Annotated in this window: 11 protein-coding genes; 8 read left to right on the top strand and 3 right to left on the bottom strand. The window is 34.8% G+C overall.

Annotated elements, in window-relative coordinates:
- Positions 1 to 115: 115 nt before the first annotated feature.
- Together ileS and ACFFLS_RS00580 are read left to right on the top strand one after the other, a co-directional pair.
- Positions 116 to 3,760: an isoleucine--tRNA ligase gene (gene ileS / locus ACFFLS_RS00575; RefSeq protein ID WP_379689073.1), complete on the top strand. Its 3,645-nt coding sequence runs from the start codon at positions 116 to 118 to the stop codon at positions 3,758 to 3,760.
- Between the two features lie 11 nt (positions 3,761 to 3,771).
- On the top strand, positions 3,772 to 4,152 hold the full coding sequence (locus tag ACFFLS_RS00580) for a TraR/DksA family transcriptional regulator (RefSeq protein ID WP_110307084.1): 381 nt from the start codon (positions 3,772 to 3,774) through the stop codon (positions 4,150 to 4,152).
- A gap of 252 nt (positions 4,153 to 4,404) precedes the next feature.
- On the opposite strand, the gene ACFFLS_RS00585 is transcribed toward ACFFLS_RS00580, so the two are convergent.
- Positions 4,405 to 4,785, bottom strand: coding sequence for a hypothetical protein (locus ACFFLS_RS00585; protein WP_379683815.1), 381 nt, complete (start codon positions 4,783 to 4,785; stop codon positions 4,405 to 4,407).
- Positions 4,786 to 4,818: 33 nt separating this feature from the next.
- Positions 4,819 to 5,175, bottom strand: a complete 357-nt coding sequence (locus tag ACFFLS_RS00590; RefSeq protein WP_379683814.1) for a roadblock/LC7 domain-containing protein — start codon at positions 5,173 to 5,175, stop codon at positions 4,819 to 4,821.
- A gap of 180 nt (positions 5,176 to 5,355) precedes the next feature.
- On the opposite strand from ACFFLS_RS00590, the gene ACFFLS_RS00595 reads away from it, so the two are divergent.
- The 6 genes from ACFFLS_RS00595 to ACFFLS_RS00620 all read left to right on the top strand — a co-directional run bounded on the left by ACFFLS_RS00595 (position 5,356) and on the right by ACFFLS_RS00620 (position 15,258).
- Positions 5,356 to 5,571 (top strand): hypothetical protein, encoded by a 216-nt coding sequence (locus ACFFLS_RS00595; protein WP_379683813.1) that lies wholly within the window; start codon positions 5,356 to 5,358, stop codon positions 5,569 to 5,571.
- 119 nt (positions 5,572 to 5,690) lie between these two features.
- Positions 5,691 to 6,299, top strand: a complete 609-nt coding sequence (locus ACFFLS_RS00600) for a lipoprotein signal peptidase (protein WP_379683812.1) — start codon at positions 5,691 to 5,693, stop codon at positions 6,297 to 6,299.
- 134 nt (positions 6,300 to 6,433) lie between these two features.
- Entirely contained in the window at positions 6,434 to 9,592 is a 3,159-nt protein-coding gene (locus ACFFLS_RS00605) for a UvrD-helicase domain-containing protein (RefSeq protein WP_379683811.1), read from the top strand.
- 81 nt (positions 9,593 to 9,673) lie between these two features.
- Positions 9,674 to 10,867, top strand: coding sequence for a glycine C-acetyltransferase (kbl, locus tag ACFFLS_RS00610; protein ID WP_379683810.1), 1,194 nt, complete (start codon positions 9,674 to 9,676; stop codon positions 10,865 to 10,867).
- Positions 10,868 to 10,980: 113 nt separating this feature from the next.
- Entirely contained in the window at positions 10,981 to 12,432 is a 1,452-nt protein-coding gene (locus ACFFLS_RS00615) for an OmpA family protein (RefSeq protein WP_379683809.1), read from the top strand.
- Positions 12,433 to 12,495: 63 nt separating this feature from the next.
- A complete protein-coding gene (locus ACFFLS_RS00620) occupies positions 12,496 to 15,258 on the top strand; it encodes a PD-(D/E)XK nuclease family protein (protein ID WP_379683808.1) in 2,763 nt (920 codons plus the stop codon).
- A 487-nt stretch (positions 15,259 to 15,745) separates the two neighbouring features.
- Here the strand turns inward: ACFFLS_RS00620 and ACFFLS_RS00625 are convergent, their stop codons facing one another.
- Entirely contained in the window at positions 15,746 to 15,889 is a 144-nt protein-coding gene (locus tag ACFFLS_RS00625) for a hypothetical protein (protein ID WP_379683807.1), read from the bottom strand.
- Positions 15,890 to 16,155 lie beyond the last annotated feature (266 nt).

The raw sequence follows: 16,155 nt of genomic DNA on the forward strand, positions 1-16,155 counted from the left end.
AATATTTGTTGCAGAATCTATTCGGAATTTCCCGAAATCGGTCTTTTTTCCGTCATCTTTTATCTATTTTCCTTAAAATTCCTTACTTTCGCACCTCGTTTAAGAAAAGGATAAAATGAGCACAAAATTTACTGAATACAAAGGACTTGACTTGCCAACGGTAGCGTCTGAAGTTCTTGATTTTTGGAAGAAAGAAAATATATTTGAAAAGAGTGTAACTACTCGCGAAGGTGCTGAGCCTTTCGTGTTTTTTGAAGGTCCGCCTTCAGCAAACGGATTACCAGGAATTCACCACGTGATGGCGCGTGCGATTAAAGATATTTTTTGCAGATATAAAACTCAAAAAGGTTTTCAGGTAAAAAGAAAAGCCGGATGGGATACGCACGGTTTACCTGTGGAATTGGGTACTGAGAAAGAACTTGGAATTACAAAAGAAGATATTGGTAAAACAATTTCGATCGAAGAATATAACGAAGCGTGTAAAAAAACCGTTATGCGTTATACGGACGTATGGAATGATTTGACCGAAAAAATGGGATATTGGGTTGATATGGAAGATCCATATGTGACGTATAAACCAAAATACATGGAATCGGTTTGGTGGCTTTTAAAGCAAATCTACGATAAAGGTTTGTTGTACAAAGGGTACACGATTCAGCCTTATTCTCCAAAAGCAGGAACTGGATTGTCTTCTCACGAAGTAAATCAGCCTGGAGCTTATAGAGATGTTACGGATACTACAATTGTAGCGCAATTCAAAACTTTACCGGAAACGCTTCCAAGCTTTTTACAAGGTTTTGGTGATATTCACATTTTAGCTTGGACGACAACGCCTTGGACATTGCCGTCAAATACAGCTTTGACAGTCGGGCCAAAAATTGATTATGTTTTAGTAAAAACATTCAATCAATATACGTTTGAGCCAATCAATGTGATTTTGGCTAAAAACTTAGTTGGAAAACAATTCGGGAAAGGGTTTTTCAAAGTGGATGATTCTGTTGATTTAGGTCAAATCGATGATTTTTATGTTAATGATTGTAATAGCAATTTTGATAATGACGAAATTCTAAAGGAAATTGGTCGAAAAAGAAGAGTTGAATTGATTCTTGGTAAAGATTTGACCGATGAACAATTTGGCTTGTTAATTAATATTGTTGGAGCGAATAAAAGAGTTGGAAATTTAACAGAGGTTTTAGAGGTTGATTTCAAAAATATTTTGGATGAAGAAGATATTGATCTTTTAGTGAAAAATAAAGTTAATCATACTAATAAAACTATACCATACAAAATCTTAACCGAAGCGAAAGGAGTTGATTTAGTAGAAATTCGCTACGAACAATTATTGCCTTACGTATTGCCATATCAAAATGCTGAAAATGCATTTAGAGTAATTGCCGGAGATTTCGTTACAACGGAAGACGGAACAGGAATTGTACATACAGCGCCGACTTTTGGTGCAGATGATGCTAAAGTAGCAAAAGAAGCAAAACCAGAAGTACCGCCAATGTTGGTTTTGGATGAAGAAGGAAATGCAGTTCCGTTAGTTGATTTACAAGGAAAATTCACTTCTCATTTAGGTGAACTTGCTGGTAAATATGTTAAAAACGAATATTACGATGCAGGACAAGCGCCAGAGAAATCGGTAGATGTTGAAATCGCTATTCGTCTTAAAGAAGAAAATAAAGCATTTAAAGTTGAAAAATACGTGCACAGTTATCCACACAGCTGGAGAACAGACGAGCCGTTATTATATTATCCCCTAGATTCATGGTTCATCAAAGTAACCGATGTAAAAGATAGAATGTTCGACCTGAACGAAACTATCAATTGGAAACCTAAATCTACTGGTGAAGGACGTTTTGGAAACTGGCTTAAAAATGCCAACGACTGGAACTTATCTCGTTCTAGATATTGGGGAATTCCGTTGCCAATTTGGAGAACTGAAGACAAAAAAGAAGAAGTTCTTATTGGTTCTGTTGAAGAATTATACAATGCGATCGAGAAATCTATCGAAGCTGGTTTTCAAAAAGAAAATCCGTTTAAAGGTTTCGAAATCGGAAACATGTCTGAATCAAATTATGATTTAATTGATTTGCACAAAAATGTTGTGGATCAAATTACATTGGTTTCGGCTTCTGGCCAGCCAATGAAACGCGAAAGCGATTTGATTGACGTTTGGTTCGATTCTGGAGCAATGCCTTATGCACAATGGCATTATCCTTTTGAAAATCAGGATAAAATCGATGGGAACAAGGATTTTCCTGCGAATTTCATCGCAGAAGGAGTAGATCAAACTCGTGGATGGTTTTATACTTTACACGCAATCGGAACTTTGGTTTTTGATAAAGTAGCGTATAAAAACGTTGTTTCAAACGGTTTAGTTTTAGATAAAAATGGAATTAAAATGTCTAAGAGTAAAGGAAATACGATAGACCCATTTAAAACCATTGCAGAAAACGGTCCAGATGCTACACGTTGGTATATGATTATGAATGCAAATCCGTGGGATAACTTGAAATTTGACCTTGAAGGAATTGCTGAGGTAAAACGTAAATTCTTCGGAACGCTTTACAATACCTATTCATTCTTCTCGTTATATGCAAACATCGACGGATTTAAATATGCTGAAGCTGAAATTCCGTTAAACGAAAGACCGGAAATCGATCAATGGATTATTTCTGAGTTGCACACGTTAATCAAATTTGTTGACGAATGCTACGAAGATTACGAGCCTACAAAAGCAACAAGAGCGATTTCTGACTTCGTTCAGGAGAATTTAAGTAACTGGTACGTTCGTTTATGCCGTCGTCGTTTCTGGAAAGGGGAATATGCAAAAGATAAAATTGCAGCTTACCAAACGCTTTATACTTGTTTACTTGCAATTAGTAAACTAAGCGCTCCAGTTGCTCCATTTTTTATGGATAAATTGTATCGCGATTTAACAACTTCAACGGGAACCGAGGATTTTGCTAGTGTTCACTTGGCAGAATTCCCAAAATTTGTCGAAAACTTTGTTAATAAAACGTTGGAAAGCAAAATGCAGAAGGCGCAAACAATCTCTTCTTTGGTTTTATCATTGCGAAAAAAAGAGATGATTAAAGTTCGTCAACCTCTGCAAAAGGTAATGATTCCGGTACTTGACGAGAATCAGCGAGCTGAAATCGAAGCTGTTTCTGATCTTGTAAAAGCGGAAGTAAACGTGAAAGAAATCGAGCTTTTAGACGATGCTTCAGGTATTTTGGTCAAACAAATTAAACCTAATTTTAAAGCGTTAGGTCCACGTTTTGGTAAGGATATGGGGTTGATTTCTAAGGAGATACAAGGTTTTTCTGCAGAGCAAATCAATCAGCTGGACAAGCAGGGAACGCTAGATATTGTTATTGGCGGAAATAGTGTAACTTTATCATTAGAAGACGTCGAAATAACATCGCAAGATATCGAAGGATGGTTGGTTGCAAATTCAAACGGAATAACAGTTGCGCTTGATATTACAATCTCCGAAGAATTAAAAAATGAAGGTATCGCGAGAGAATTAGTAAACAGAATACAAAACATTCGTAAAGATTCAGGATTTGAGGTTACGGATAAAATTAATGTACAAATAAAAAGAAACGGTATTTTAGAAGATGCAGTTTCAAAGAATGAAGACTATATAAAGTCTGAAACATTAACAGACAAGCTGGTTTTTGTGGATGCTTTAGAAAACGGCACAGAAATTGAGTTTGATGATATTAGAACAATGATATTAATTTCAAAATAAAGTATAATACCATGATAGATGAAATTACAAGATACTCTGACGCTGACTTAGCGGAGTTCAAAGAAATAATTCAGGCAAAAATTAAAAAAGCACAAGAAGATCTTGATTTGATCAAAAGTGCCTATATGAACGATTTGAATAACGGAACTGACGATACTTCTCCAACTTTTAAAGCTTTTGAAGAAGGAAGTGAGACCATGTCAAAAGAAGCAAACTCTCAGTTGGCTATCAGACAAGAGAAATTCATTCGTGACTTAAAAAATGCCTTATTCCGTGTTGAAAATAAAACATACGGTATTTGCAAAGTAACAGGTAAATTAATCGGCAAAGAAAGGCTAAAAATCGTTCCTCATGCTACAATGAGTATCGAAGCTAAAAACTTGCAGAGATAATTTAAAATAACATCTAAAAGCAAAAAGCGCTCCTGATTTTAGGAGCGCTTTTTTTGTTTAATCTTTTATGTTACCATTTTTATCGACTTGACTGCTTATTGAAAGAAATTATTTATAATTAATCAAAATAAGAGAATGTTGTAAAGAATATTTTTTGTAAGAATAAAGCAGGTAAAATTACTTAAGCCTTTTTATGTCGAAACACAAAAAAACCGCCTAGATTATTGGCGGTTTTTTAGAAGTAAAGTTATTTTACGCTAGATTTTTTTCAACGTCAGCTTTGTGCTTTCTTAAAATTGCTCTGGTCATTCCTAAATTTGCTTTAGAAGAATCAGCTGCTAGGTAAATCATGAATTTTTTATTTGGAGAAATATCGATAATGTGAATTTGATTAGAAAGCGTAATCAAAATATCTTCGATATCCTGTTTTAGGCCTAAAGCTTTTACGGCATTTAGTTTTGCTTTAACCACTTCCAGATTATAAGCAGCGGCAAGTTCTGGATCAAAAGACGGGTCAACTGTCAAGTTTCCAAAGCTTAATCCAGATTCTATCTCTGTTACAGCGACAGCAATAAAGCCGTTTACATTGGTTTTCATTTCATTTAAAAACACGTTTAAAAAATCATTGCTCATAGTTTCTTGGTTTGTTTGTTAATAGATATGTTATTATTTCAGTAGGGAATTTTTACTTAATTCGGCGGAAACTTCTTCGGTAGAACGCATTAATAAAGCCAAGTTGCTTCCTTCTCTAGAAAAAGCGACTATAAAATTAGAACCGCTTATTTTGTTGCCAACCACGACGCCTTCAGAGCTTTTAAGATAAAGTTGTTTTAGGGAGCCTTTTTCCAGGTCAATTAAGAACTTTTCGCTCATGGATAAGATTGCTGCGCTCATGGCTGCAATGCTGTCGCCGTAATCAAGATGAAGAGAAGTGATGAGTTTCCCTTTTCCGTTTAGTATTAAAGCGGCGGTTGCTTTTGTGTCGACTAAAAAATTGTTTAAGGTAGTTGTGATTTCATTCATGATTTGTAGGATTTTGGAAGTGTTGTTAGAATTAATTCATTTTGGTATGGTATTTTAAAAATTATTGCTATTCGATCTAAACAAGTGTTAATTTTTATTAACAAATATAAATTAAATTATGTATCATTGTAACGCCAAATCATTAATAATTTGAATTATTTACTATAAAAAACTTACACTATGGCTAAAGTATTGAAATTCAAGGATGTAAATTCTGATGTAGAAAAAAGAATGAAAGAATTCGAAAAACTGCGAGTTAAATTTAATGCTGATGTTAAGAAAGGTGAAGCCAAAAAGGCGGCAGCCGGAAAAGAAAGCAAAGGGATTTTTAAATCCATTTCTGATTTTTTCTCCGACAGTCCAAAAGCGCCTGCAAATGCAGCAGTAAAAAAATAATTTGGCAGTCTAGAGCTAAACAGATTAATTTGTTTAGTTTTGCTTAGAAACAATTAACGCTCCTTTGGGAGCGTTTTTTTTGATTTAATTATTATTTTTGCCCATCAAAAAAAGATAAAATGTCATTACGAAAAGCGTACCTCCTTATATTTCTAGTTTTAATTGTCGACCAGCTTTCAAAGATTTATGTGAAAACCAATTTTGTTTTGGGAGATCATGGAGAAGTTAAAGTCTTTGAATGGTTTCGAATTCATTTTATCGAAAACGAAGGGATGGCATGGGGAACTAAAATTCCTGGTGAGTATGGAAAATTGATTTTGACTGTTTTCAGGATTTTTGCTGTATTCGGAATCGGGTGGTGGCTTGCTGATGCAGTTAAGAAAAGACAATCTAATTATTTGATTACCGCTATTGCATTAATTTTTGCTGGAGCAGCAGGAAATATTATAGATTCTGTTTTCTACGGAGTTATTTTTGATGCAAGTACAGAGCATAATCTAGCAACTATTTTTTCGCCAGAACCCTACGGAACCTGGTTTCATGGTTTGGTAGTAGACATGTTTTACTTCCCGATTTGGAGTGGTAAGCTTCCAGAATGGCTTCCGTTTTTTGGAGGAAACGATTTTAGGTTTTTCAACGCTATCTTTAATGTTGCAGACGTAGCGATTTCTACAGGGGTTGGAATATTGTTGGTTTTTAATAAAAAAGCTTTTCCGAAACACGAATAATTAATTCTAAATAATAAAATTCCAAATTCCAATATTTATTGGCGTTCATTGCGCCTAGGTATTGGAATTTGGATTTTTTCATTATGAGGGTTTGATATTATTGTTTTATTTTTACCATACAAAAAATCAGTATTATGCAAAGTCCGTCTTTTTCTATTTATGATGCCTCTGCCGGTTCAGGAAAGACGTACACTTTGGTTAAAGAATATCTCAGGATTATTCTTTCTTCTAAACAAAAAGATGCTTACCGAAATATCTTAGCCATTACCTTTACCAATAAAGCGGTTCATGAAATGAAAAGCCGTATCGTTGGTAATCTTTCTGAGTTTGCTAAAGATAATCCATCGCCCAAAGCGGTTCAGTTAATGGAGGATCTTGCGAGAGAGACAAGCCTTTCCTTAATTCAATTAAAAACGAAATCGCAGGAAATCATAAAGCATTTAATTCATAATTATGCGGCTTTTGATATTTCTACCATTGATAAATTTACGCATAGGGTTATTCGTGCTTTTGCGCATGACCTCAATCTTCCGATGACTTTTGAGGTCACACTCGATACGGAAAATTTACTTATTGAAGCTGTTGATGCGATTATTGCACAAGCTGGTGAAGATGAAACTTTGACCAAACTGCTCATCGATTTTACCATGGAAAAAACCGATGACGACAAAAGTTGGGATGTCTCTCGTGAAATTCTCGAAACTGGAAGACTGGTTTTGAATGAGAACAATCGAAATGAAATTTTGCATTTTCAAGATAAAAGTATTTCGGAGTTTATCGAGATAAAAGCAAAAATGCTGGAACTCTGTAAAGAATTGGAGTCTCAAAGTAGCCAATCCGCCAGTGAAGCGCTTTCTTTGATTGAAAAAAACGGCATTGATTTAAAATCGTTCTCGAGAGGAACTTTTCCGAATCATCTGGAAAGTATTAGAGATGGTAAATTCAATCCAAGAAATAAAACTTTTCATGAGTTTGAAGATATTGCAATCAATAAAACGGCAAAAGATCGTGCATTAATTGAGAACATTATTCCCGGTTTGCTAAAAATACTTGAAAGCGTTTATAAGAATTTTGAAAAACGCGATTTTTATAAAGCCTTCCTTAAAAACATAACACCACTTTCGCTTCTCAATACCGTAAGCAATGAGCTGGCCAAAATTCAATCGGAACAGAACATTCTTTCGATTTCGGAATTTAACGCAATCATTCATCGTGAAATTCAGGAACAGCCTGCGCCTTTTATTTATGAACGTCTTGGAGAACGTTACCGCCATTTTTTTATTGATGAATTTCAGGATACTTCTGAAATGCAGTGGAATAATTTGATTCCGCTGATTCATAATTCGCTTTCGGGTCAGGATGATGCAGGAAACAAAGGGACGTTGATGATTGTGGGCGATCCGAAACAATCTATTTACAGATGGCGTGGCGGAAAAGCAGAGCAGTTTATAGAATTAGGGAAAGAAGATTTTAAATTTTTTCATCATGAAAAAGAACTTAAGCATCTAGATACAAACTATCGCAGTTACAGTCAGGTTATTGATTTTAATAATGCTTTCTTCAAATTGATTTCGTGTGAATTTGACAATCTGGATTATAAAGATTTGTATGAAAATCATAGTTTTCAGAATTCAAATTCAAAAAAAGGAGGATATGTTAATTTGAGTTTTCTTCCAATAATAGAAAAAGACGATAGTGCGGAGGAGGAAGATGCAATTGAAAAATCAGATTTGTATGTTTTGGCGGTTTTAAACACTATTCAGAAAGTTGTAAAGCAAGGTTTTGAATATAAAGACATTGTGATTCTTACTCGTAAAAGAGATCAGGGAGTCTTGGTGGCAAACTATTTAACAGAACAAAACATTCCGATTATATCTTCAGAAACTTTAATGATTCAAAATGCTGCCGAAGTTCGTTTGATTATCTACCTGCTTCGGTATTTGAATAACAATTCAGATTTGGAATCAAAGGCCTATTTTCTTCATTTTCTCGCTTTTAATAAAGAAGTTGAAATGCCGGTTCATGATTTTATTGCGCACGGAATGGCCTATAAAAGCGAAACCGATTTTGAGCAATGGCTTTTAAGTTGTGATGTTTCTTTCTCTTTTTCAGATGTTCGAAAAAAATCATTGTACGAAGCAGTAGAGCTGATTATTTCTAAATTTTTGAGTGTGTCGGAAAGAAATGCCTACGTGCAGTTTTTTATGGATATTGTCCTGGAGCGCGATATAAAAAATCAAGCCGGAATTGCTGATTTTCTAAATTACTGGGAAAAGAATGCACATAAATTCAGTATTCCTTCTCCAGAAGGCAACAATGCGGTTCAGATTATGACCATTCATAAGTCGAAAGGATTGGAATTTCCAGTCGTAATTATGCCGTTTGCAGAAGAAGATTATTCTAGAAAGCCAAAAGATAAATTATGGCTTGACGCCGAAGAAGAATCTTTGGGAATTCCAAAAGCCTTAATAGACAATAGCAGTGCCGTTGAGAATTTTGGAGAAAGTGCTTCGGCAGTTTTCAATCTTAAAAAACAAGAAGAACTGCTGGATAATATCAACGTTCTGTATGTTGCACTTACGCGGGCAGAAGAGCAATTGTATGTGATTTCGCAGGCAATGAAAGAACGAAAAGATGGCGAGCTGCCAAATAATATGGCGTCATTTTTTATTAAATACTTAATTCACGAAGGTTTTTTTGATGCTGAAAAATTAGAATATGAATTTGGAAGTAATGCTAGGCTTTCGCAACCAGAAAAAGTTATCGATACAATAAAAGCTATTGAAGCTGTTGGAGAAATCTTGGATCCGAAGAATATTAAAATTGCACAGCGCGAGGCTTTAATGTGGGGCACTCATCAGCAAGAAGCTATTTCTTATGGAAACATTGTGCATGAAATTTTGGCTTTTGTCAAAGATAAATCGGATGTCAATTTGGCAATTTCCAAAGCAATCGAAAACGGTCTGATTACTTTTGACCAAGTTGAAAAAGTAAATCAAACGCTTCTTGAAATTGTAAATCACCCAGAATTGGAAGATTGTTTTAATGGAAATCTTAAAGTTTTGAATGAACAGACTATAGTGCAGAAAGCGGGTAAGGTTTTAAAACCTGACCGAATTGTTTTGAATTCGAATAAGGAAGCTTTTTTGATAGATTATAAAACTGGTGCTGTAAATCCAAAATACAAACAGCAAATTCAGGAATATCAAGATGCTATTGAAGATTTAGGATATAAAGTGTTAAAAAGAGCTTTGGTGTATATAGGTACCGATATTGATGTGGTAAATTTGTGAAAAAATTAATCAGAAGTTAAAGGAATAACGAAGCTTTTTTATGATTAAGTTGTTAATATTTAACGTTTTAAATGGATAAAAATGTACGGAAAAATTAAAGAGCATCTGCAAAGCGAGCTGCAGGCTATAGAAGAAAATGGAATTTTTAAAAAAGAACGAATTATTACTTCGCCACAAGGTGCAGAAATAACAATTTCAACTGGTGAAACGGTATTGAATTTTTGTGCTAATAATTATTTAGGACTGTCTTCACATCCTGAAGTGATTCAGGCAGCAAAAGACGCTTTGGATTCTCACGGTTTCGGAATGTCGTCTGTTCGTTTTATCTGCGGAACACAGGATATCCACAAAACATTAGAAAAAAAGATTGCCGATTTTTATGGTACAGAAGATACTATTTTGTACGCAGCAGCTTTTGATGCTAATGGTGGTGTTTTTGAACCATTGCTTGGTGAGAATGATGCAATAATTTCAGACAGCTTAAACCATGCTTCAATTATCGACGGAGTTCGTTTGTGTAAAGCGGCTCGTTATCGTTATGAAAATAGCAATATGGAAGACTTGGAGCAGCAACTTATAAAAGCAAACGAAGCCGGAACTCGCTTTAAGTTAATCGTAACCGATGGCGTTTTCTCGATGGACGGACTTGTAGCTCCTCTTGATAAAATTTGTGATCTTGCAGATAAATACGATGCCATGGTTATGGTTGACGAATGTCATGCGGCTGGTTTTATTGGAGCAGCAGGCAAAGGAACTTTGGAGGCGAAGAATGTTATGGGGCGTGTTGATATTATTACTGGAACCCTTGGTAAAGCTTTGGGCGGTGCAATGGGAGGTTACACTACTGCAAAAAAAGAAATCATAGAGATTTTGCGCCAGCGTTCACGACCTTATTTGTTTTCGAACTCATTAGCGCCAGCAATCGTTGGGGCTTCAATTAAAGTTTTTGAATTGCTGGAAAAAGATACTTCGCTGCGTGATACATTAGAATGGAATACAAACTATTTTAAGCAAGGTATGAAAAAAGCAGGATTTGATATCATTGACGGAGACTCCGCAATAGTGCCAGTTATGCTGTATGATGCCAAGCTATCACAGGTTATGGCAGATGAGCTTTTGAAAAAAGGGATTTATGTAATCGGATTCTTCTTTCCAGTTGTGCCGAAGGAAAAAGCACGTATAAGAGTGCAGTTGTCTGCCGCTCATACCAAAGAACAGCTGGACAAGGCAATAGATGCTTTTACAGTTGTCGGTAAAATGTTAAAAGTTATATAATTACCACTTTGGTCAAATTTTTGTAGGTTTTTTTTAACATTTCATTTTGTATTTAAAAAATTTGGTGTTACTTTTGCTTGTAATTAACTAAATTGTAATTAAAAAAATTAAGTATGAAACATCTTAACAAACTTTTAGTTGCTGTAATGATGGCGATGGGTTTAAGCTCTCACGCGCAAGACAGTAACAATCCATGGGCTATCTCTTTTGGAGTTAATGCCGTGGATACTAGAACCAGTTCTGGTTCAGGAAGCGGATTCTTTGATCAACATTTTTCTCAGCCATTCTCTGTGAAAGACAACTGGAATATTCTTCCTTCTTTATCTTACATTGGAGTGTCTAAATATGTTGGTAGCGGTTTCTCTGTTGGTTTACAAGGATCTGTGAACAAAATAGATAAATTGGTTACTTTTGCTCCAACTGCTGCAGGTCACGATTCAAGAGGTAACGTTGTTACTAATCCTGGTGACTTAATGTACTACGGAATTGATGCTACTATCAAATACAGCTTCCAAGAATTAATCAAATCTAAAGTGATTGATCCTTCGTTATCTGTTGGTGGTGGTTACACTTTCTTCGGAGATAACAGTTTTGGAACTGTTAACCCAGGTGCTGGTATCACTTTCTGGTTTACAGATGCTATCGGTTTTGAGTTAGCTACAAAATACAAATGGGCTGTAGCTGCTAATGAGGATAAACCTCTTGACAGATCAGTTTTCCAACACACTGCAGGTTTAGTTTTCAAATTCGGAGGTAAAGATACTGACGGAGACGGAATCTATGACAAAGATGATGCTTGTCCAGATGTTGCTGGTTTGAAACAATTCAACGGATGTCCTGATACTGACGGTGACGGAATCGTTGATTCTTCTGACGCTTGTCCAGATGTATTTGGTTTAGCTGCATTAAACGGATGTCCTGATACTGACGGAGACGGAATTGCTGATAAAGATGATGCTTGTCCAGATGTTGCTGGTTTAGCTGCTTTAAAAGGTTGTCCTGATACTGACGGTGACGGAATCGCTGACAAAGATGACAAATGTCCTACAGTTGCTGGTCCTAAAGAAAATGGTGGATGTCCAGTATTAGACGCTGATAAAGATGGTGTTGCTGATAAAGATGATGACTGTCCTACAGTTTATGGTCCTGCAAGCAACAGAGGTTGTCCTGAAGTAACTGCTGAAGCATTAGAAGATCTTAAAGTTCAAGCTAGAGCGGTTTACTTTAACTCAGGAAAAGCTACTTTCAAAACTGGTGACAAAGAAACTCCAGCTAGATTAGATGCTATTAAAGAAATCCTTAAAAACTATCCAAACGCGAAATTCTCTATCGAAGGACACACAGATAGTACTGGTTCTGCTAAAGTAAACCAAAAACTTTCTGAAGATAGAGCTGCTGCTGTAATGAACGCTTTAATTGAAAGAGGTGTTAATCCAGAAAACTTAGAGTCTAAAGGATTTGGATCTTCTCAACCAGTTGCTAGCAACAAAACTGCTGCAGGTAAAGCACAAAACAGAAGAACAGAAATTAGACACATTGGTTCTAAATACCAAGGTAAAATCTAATTTACTTTCTAAATAAATACTAAAAGCCATTCTTAATTGAATGGCTTTTTTTATTTTTATCCTATGGTAAATACTTCTTTCATAGAAAAAATTGCAGCTGTTGTAATTCAGGATTATGCAGATAAATTAACTGAAACGACTATAATTCTGCCCAACAAAAGAGCTAAGGTTTTTTTGATTGAAGCTTTGAAAAATGAAACCGATAAAACAATTCTTTCTCCCGAAATTATCAGCATCGAAGACTTTGTGCAAGATGTGGCTGGAATACGTGCTATCGATCCTATCGAACTTTTATTTGAATTTTACGAAGTTTATTTGTCGGTTACAGATAAACAACAGCAGCAATCTTTTGAGCTGTTTGCTAATTGGGCCAAAACTCTATTGCAGGATTTTAATGAAATTGATCGTTATCTTTTAGATTCTACACATGTGTTCTCCTATCTTGATGCCATCGAAGTGCTCAAGAGGTGGAATCTTGAACCAGAAGAGAAAACCAAACTTGTAGATAATTATATTGATTTTTGGAAAATAGTTCCGTTGTACTATGATTCTCTTTACAATCATTTATTGCATAAATCCATTGGATATCAAGGACTAATTTATCGTGAGGCAGTCAATAATTTGAATCATTTTTCGAATGCAATCACTAATCGGCATTTTGTTTTTGCAGGGTTTAATGCCTTAAACGCTGCTGAGGAAAAAATTGTGCAGCATTTGATTTCAATTGATCAAGCTAAAATTTATTGGGATTCAGACCAAACATTTTTAAATGATCCGTATCATGATGCGGGTCTTTTCTTAAGACGTTTTAAGGCATCTTGGAAACATTATAAGGCAAATCCTTTTGAGTGGATTGTTGATGACTTTTCGCAGGAAAAAAACATCAATGTCATCGGGACGCCAAAAACAATTGGTCAGGCTAAAATCGCCGGCAGCATAATCGAAGAGATCATTAAGGAAAATCCGAATGCGTCACTTGATAAAGTCGCCATTGTTTTAGGGGAAGAAAACTTGTTGGTTCCCATTTTGTATTCGCTTCCTGCTTCGGTCGGGCCACTCAATATTACTATGGGTTATTCCGGAAAAAACAATCCGTCTCAGATTCTTGTTGCAAAGCTTTTTAAAATGCATACCAATGCGCTTTCGAGAAAAGGCGATAGTTATGTTTTTTATTATAAAGATATTTTAGATGTATTGACACATCCTCTTGTTGAGCCTTATTGCGGAACAGCGGGCTTGGTACGCATTATTAAAGAGAATAATTACACTTTTATTACTCATAATAAAGTTTTGGAATTGAACCACAATCATTCTGTTTTATTTAATTTGTTATTTAAAAAGTGGGATAGCGGGGCAATTACTGTTTTGGAAGGAATTTCGGCACTTCTGATCAAAATCAAAGAGAATTTCAGCAATGATAATGAAGAAGAGAAAATCGCAAAAACGTTTGTTTACGGTGTTTATAAAGTCGTAAATAAACTTATAAACTATTATTCGAAACATCATCATATAGACAACATCAGTACGCTTCATGCGGTTTACAAGCAGATAATCGATTTAGCAGAAGTTTCTTTTGAAGGAGAGCCGTTGCGAGGACTTCAGATTATGGGGGTTTTAGAAAGCCGTGTGTTGGATTTTGAAACGGTAATTGTGACTTCTGTTAACGAAGGAAAGTTTCCTGCCGGAAAATCGCAGAATTCTTTTATTCCTTATGATGTTAAAAAAGAACTTGAATTGCCGACTTATAAAGAAAAAGACGCTATTTACACTTATCATTTTTATCATCTGCTGCAACGCGCAAAGAATGTTTATTTGATTTATAATACTGAAAATGAAGGATTGGATGCCGGTGAACGCAGTCGTTTTATTACGCAGCTTGAAGTTGAAAAACAGCGGAAACACAATCTTACTTTTGATATTTATAATCCTGTGGTGCCTGCAGATGCCTATCTTCCGATGGTTGTTCCGAAGTCTGATTTGGTTATTGAGCGCTTGAAAGAAATTGCCACTGTTGGATTTTCTCCATCTGCTTTGACAAGTTATATTCGCAACCCGATTGAGTTTTATTTTCAGAAAATATTGCGGATTCGTGAAGTGGAAGAAGTGGAAGAAAACATAGCGTTAAACACTTTAGGGACTATAATTCATGAAACATTAAAAGAGCTTTACACGCCTTTCATTGGAAAGTTTATTTCGGAAGAAGATCTCGCGAATTGTTTTAAACTTTTGGACAATGAAGTTTTAAAGCAATTCAAACTTGTTTATAAGGAAGGTGAAATCAAAAAAGGGCGAAATCTTTTGGCTTTTGAAGTTGCAAAAAGAAACGTTTCTAATTTTCTCAAAATGGAAATGGAGTCTTTGAAAAATGATGAAGCAATAAAAATCATTGCACTAGAACAAACTTTTGAACGTTGGTTTAATCATCCAAAATTGCCTTTTCCCGTTTTGATTAAAGGAAATGTCGATCGTATTGAAGAACGTAACGGAAAAATTAGGATTATCGATTATAAGACGGGAAAAGTTGAGAAAGCAAACGTTGTGCTGAAATCGTGGAGCGGATTGACTCAAGAGCTTAAAAATGATAAAATAATACAGGTTTTGGCTTATGCTTTTATGTATGAAAAAGAAGCTGGAAGTTTGCCGATCGAGGTCGGAATTATATCTTTTAAGAATCTGAAGTCAGGTTTTCTTCCTTTTGGTTTTAAACCTGAAAAAGAGCTGAATATGGTTGTGACTTCAGAAATGCTGGATTTTTATTTAGAGGAAATTGCGAATCTGTTAAGTGAAATTTTCGACATCGCTATTCCTTTCGAGGAAAAAATTTAAACAAAACCAAATATTTAGTTAAGCGGTTTTTTATGTAGAAATAACACATTGTTTGTTGGGATTGAAAGTGTATTTGTTTAAGAATCAATCAATTTCGTTCCGTTTTTCAATTTCAAGACGTTTTTTAAAACGCTCGATAAACAAAATGCAGATTTTATTTACAAAAGTCGTTTTATTGAAAATATGTCAAAATTGAGTGGGTAATTTTTCATTTTAAGAATTATCTGATGTTTTGATAAAAGAAAATTCATTTGGCAAATCGATGATCAAAAACTGAAATTATTCTAACCGAAAAAGAACAGAGCAACAATCTAAAATAAGTTAAACAAAAAAAGAAAATACTTTTAAACTGACCGCAGTATTCGGATGTTGAGTCTTTTAGTAAAATTTTAGGTAATCTAGTTTTGGGAGGTTTGTTTTAAGGTGTTGATAATCAATAAAAAAGCCGATATTCTTTTGTGGATATCGGCTTTTTTTATGCTTCGCTTTAGCTGAATATTTTTTTGAAAAAACCCTTTTTCGGAGCTTCTTCAGAATTAGAATTATTTATAATTCCGTTCTCGATTCTAAATCTTCTAAACTTCATCAGCTTGACATTTAAGTCAAAGCGCAATTCATCTACTGTTTTCATTTGGAAATTTTTTTGCAAAATTAAAGAAAAACTTTCGTGAAATGAAACCAACTTTAAATGTTAATTTAAAAATTGAATTTTATGAAGCAATTTGTTATGATTTTGATAATATTTGTTTTTTCTGTTAATTTTTTTTGCATATTTTATTTTAAAGAACAACTTTATTTGTGCTCTAAACAAAAGTATGTCAAGTGATTGCATTGTGTCTTTTTTTTAACAAGTGTTTATCGGACAATTGTTTTTATTAAAATAACTTTGACCCAACT

It is taken from the genome of Flavobacterium procerum, assembly GCF_042431625.1.
Classification (GTDB): Bacteria; Bacteroidota; Bacteroidia; order Flavobacteriales; family Flavobacteriaceae; genus Flavobacterium; species Flavobacterium procerum.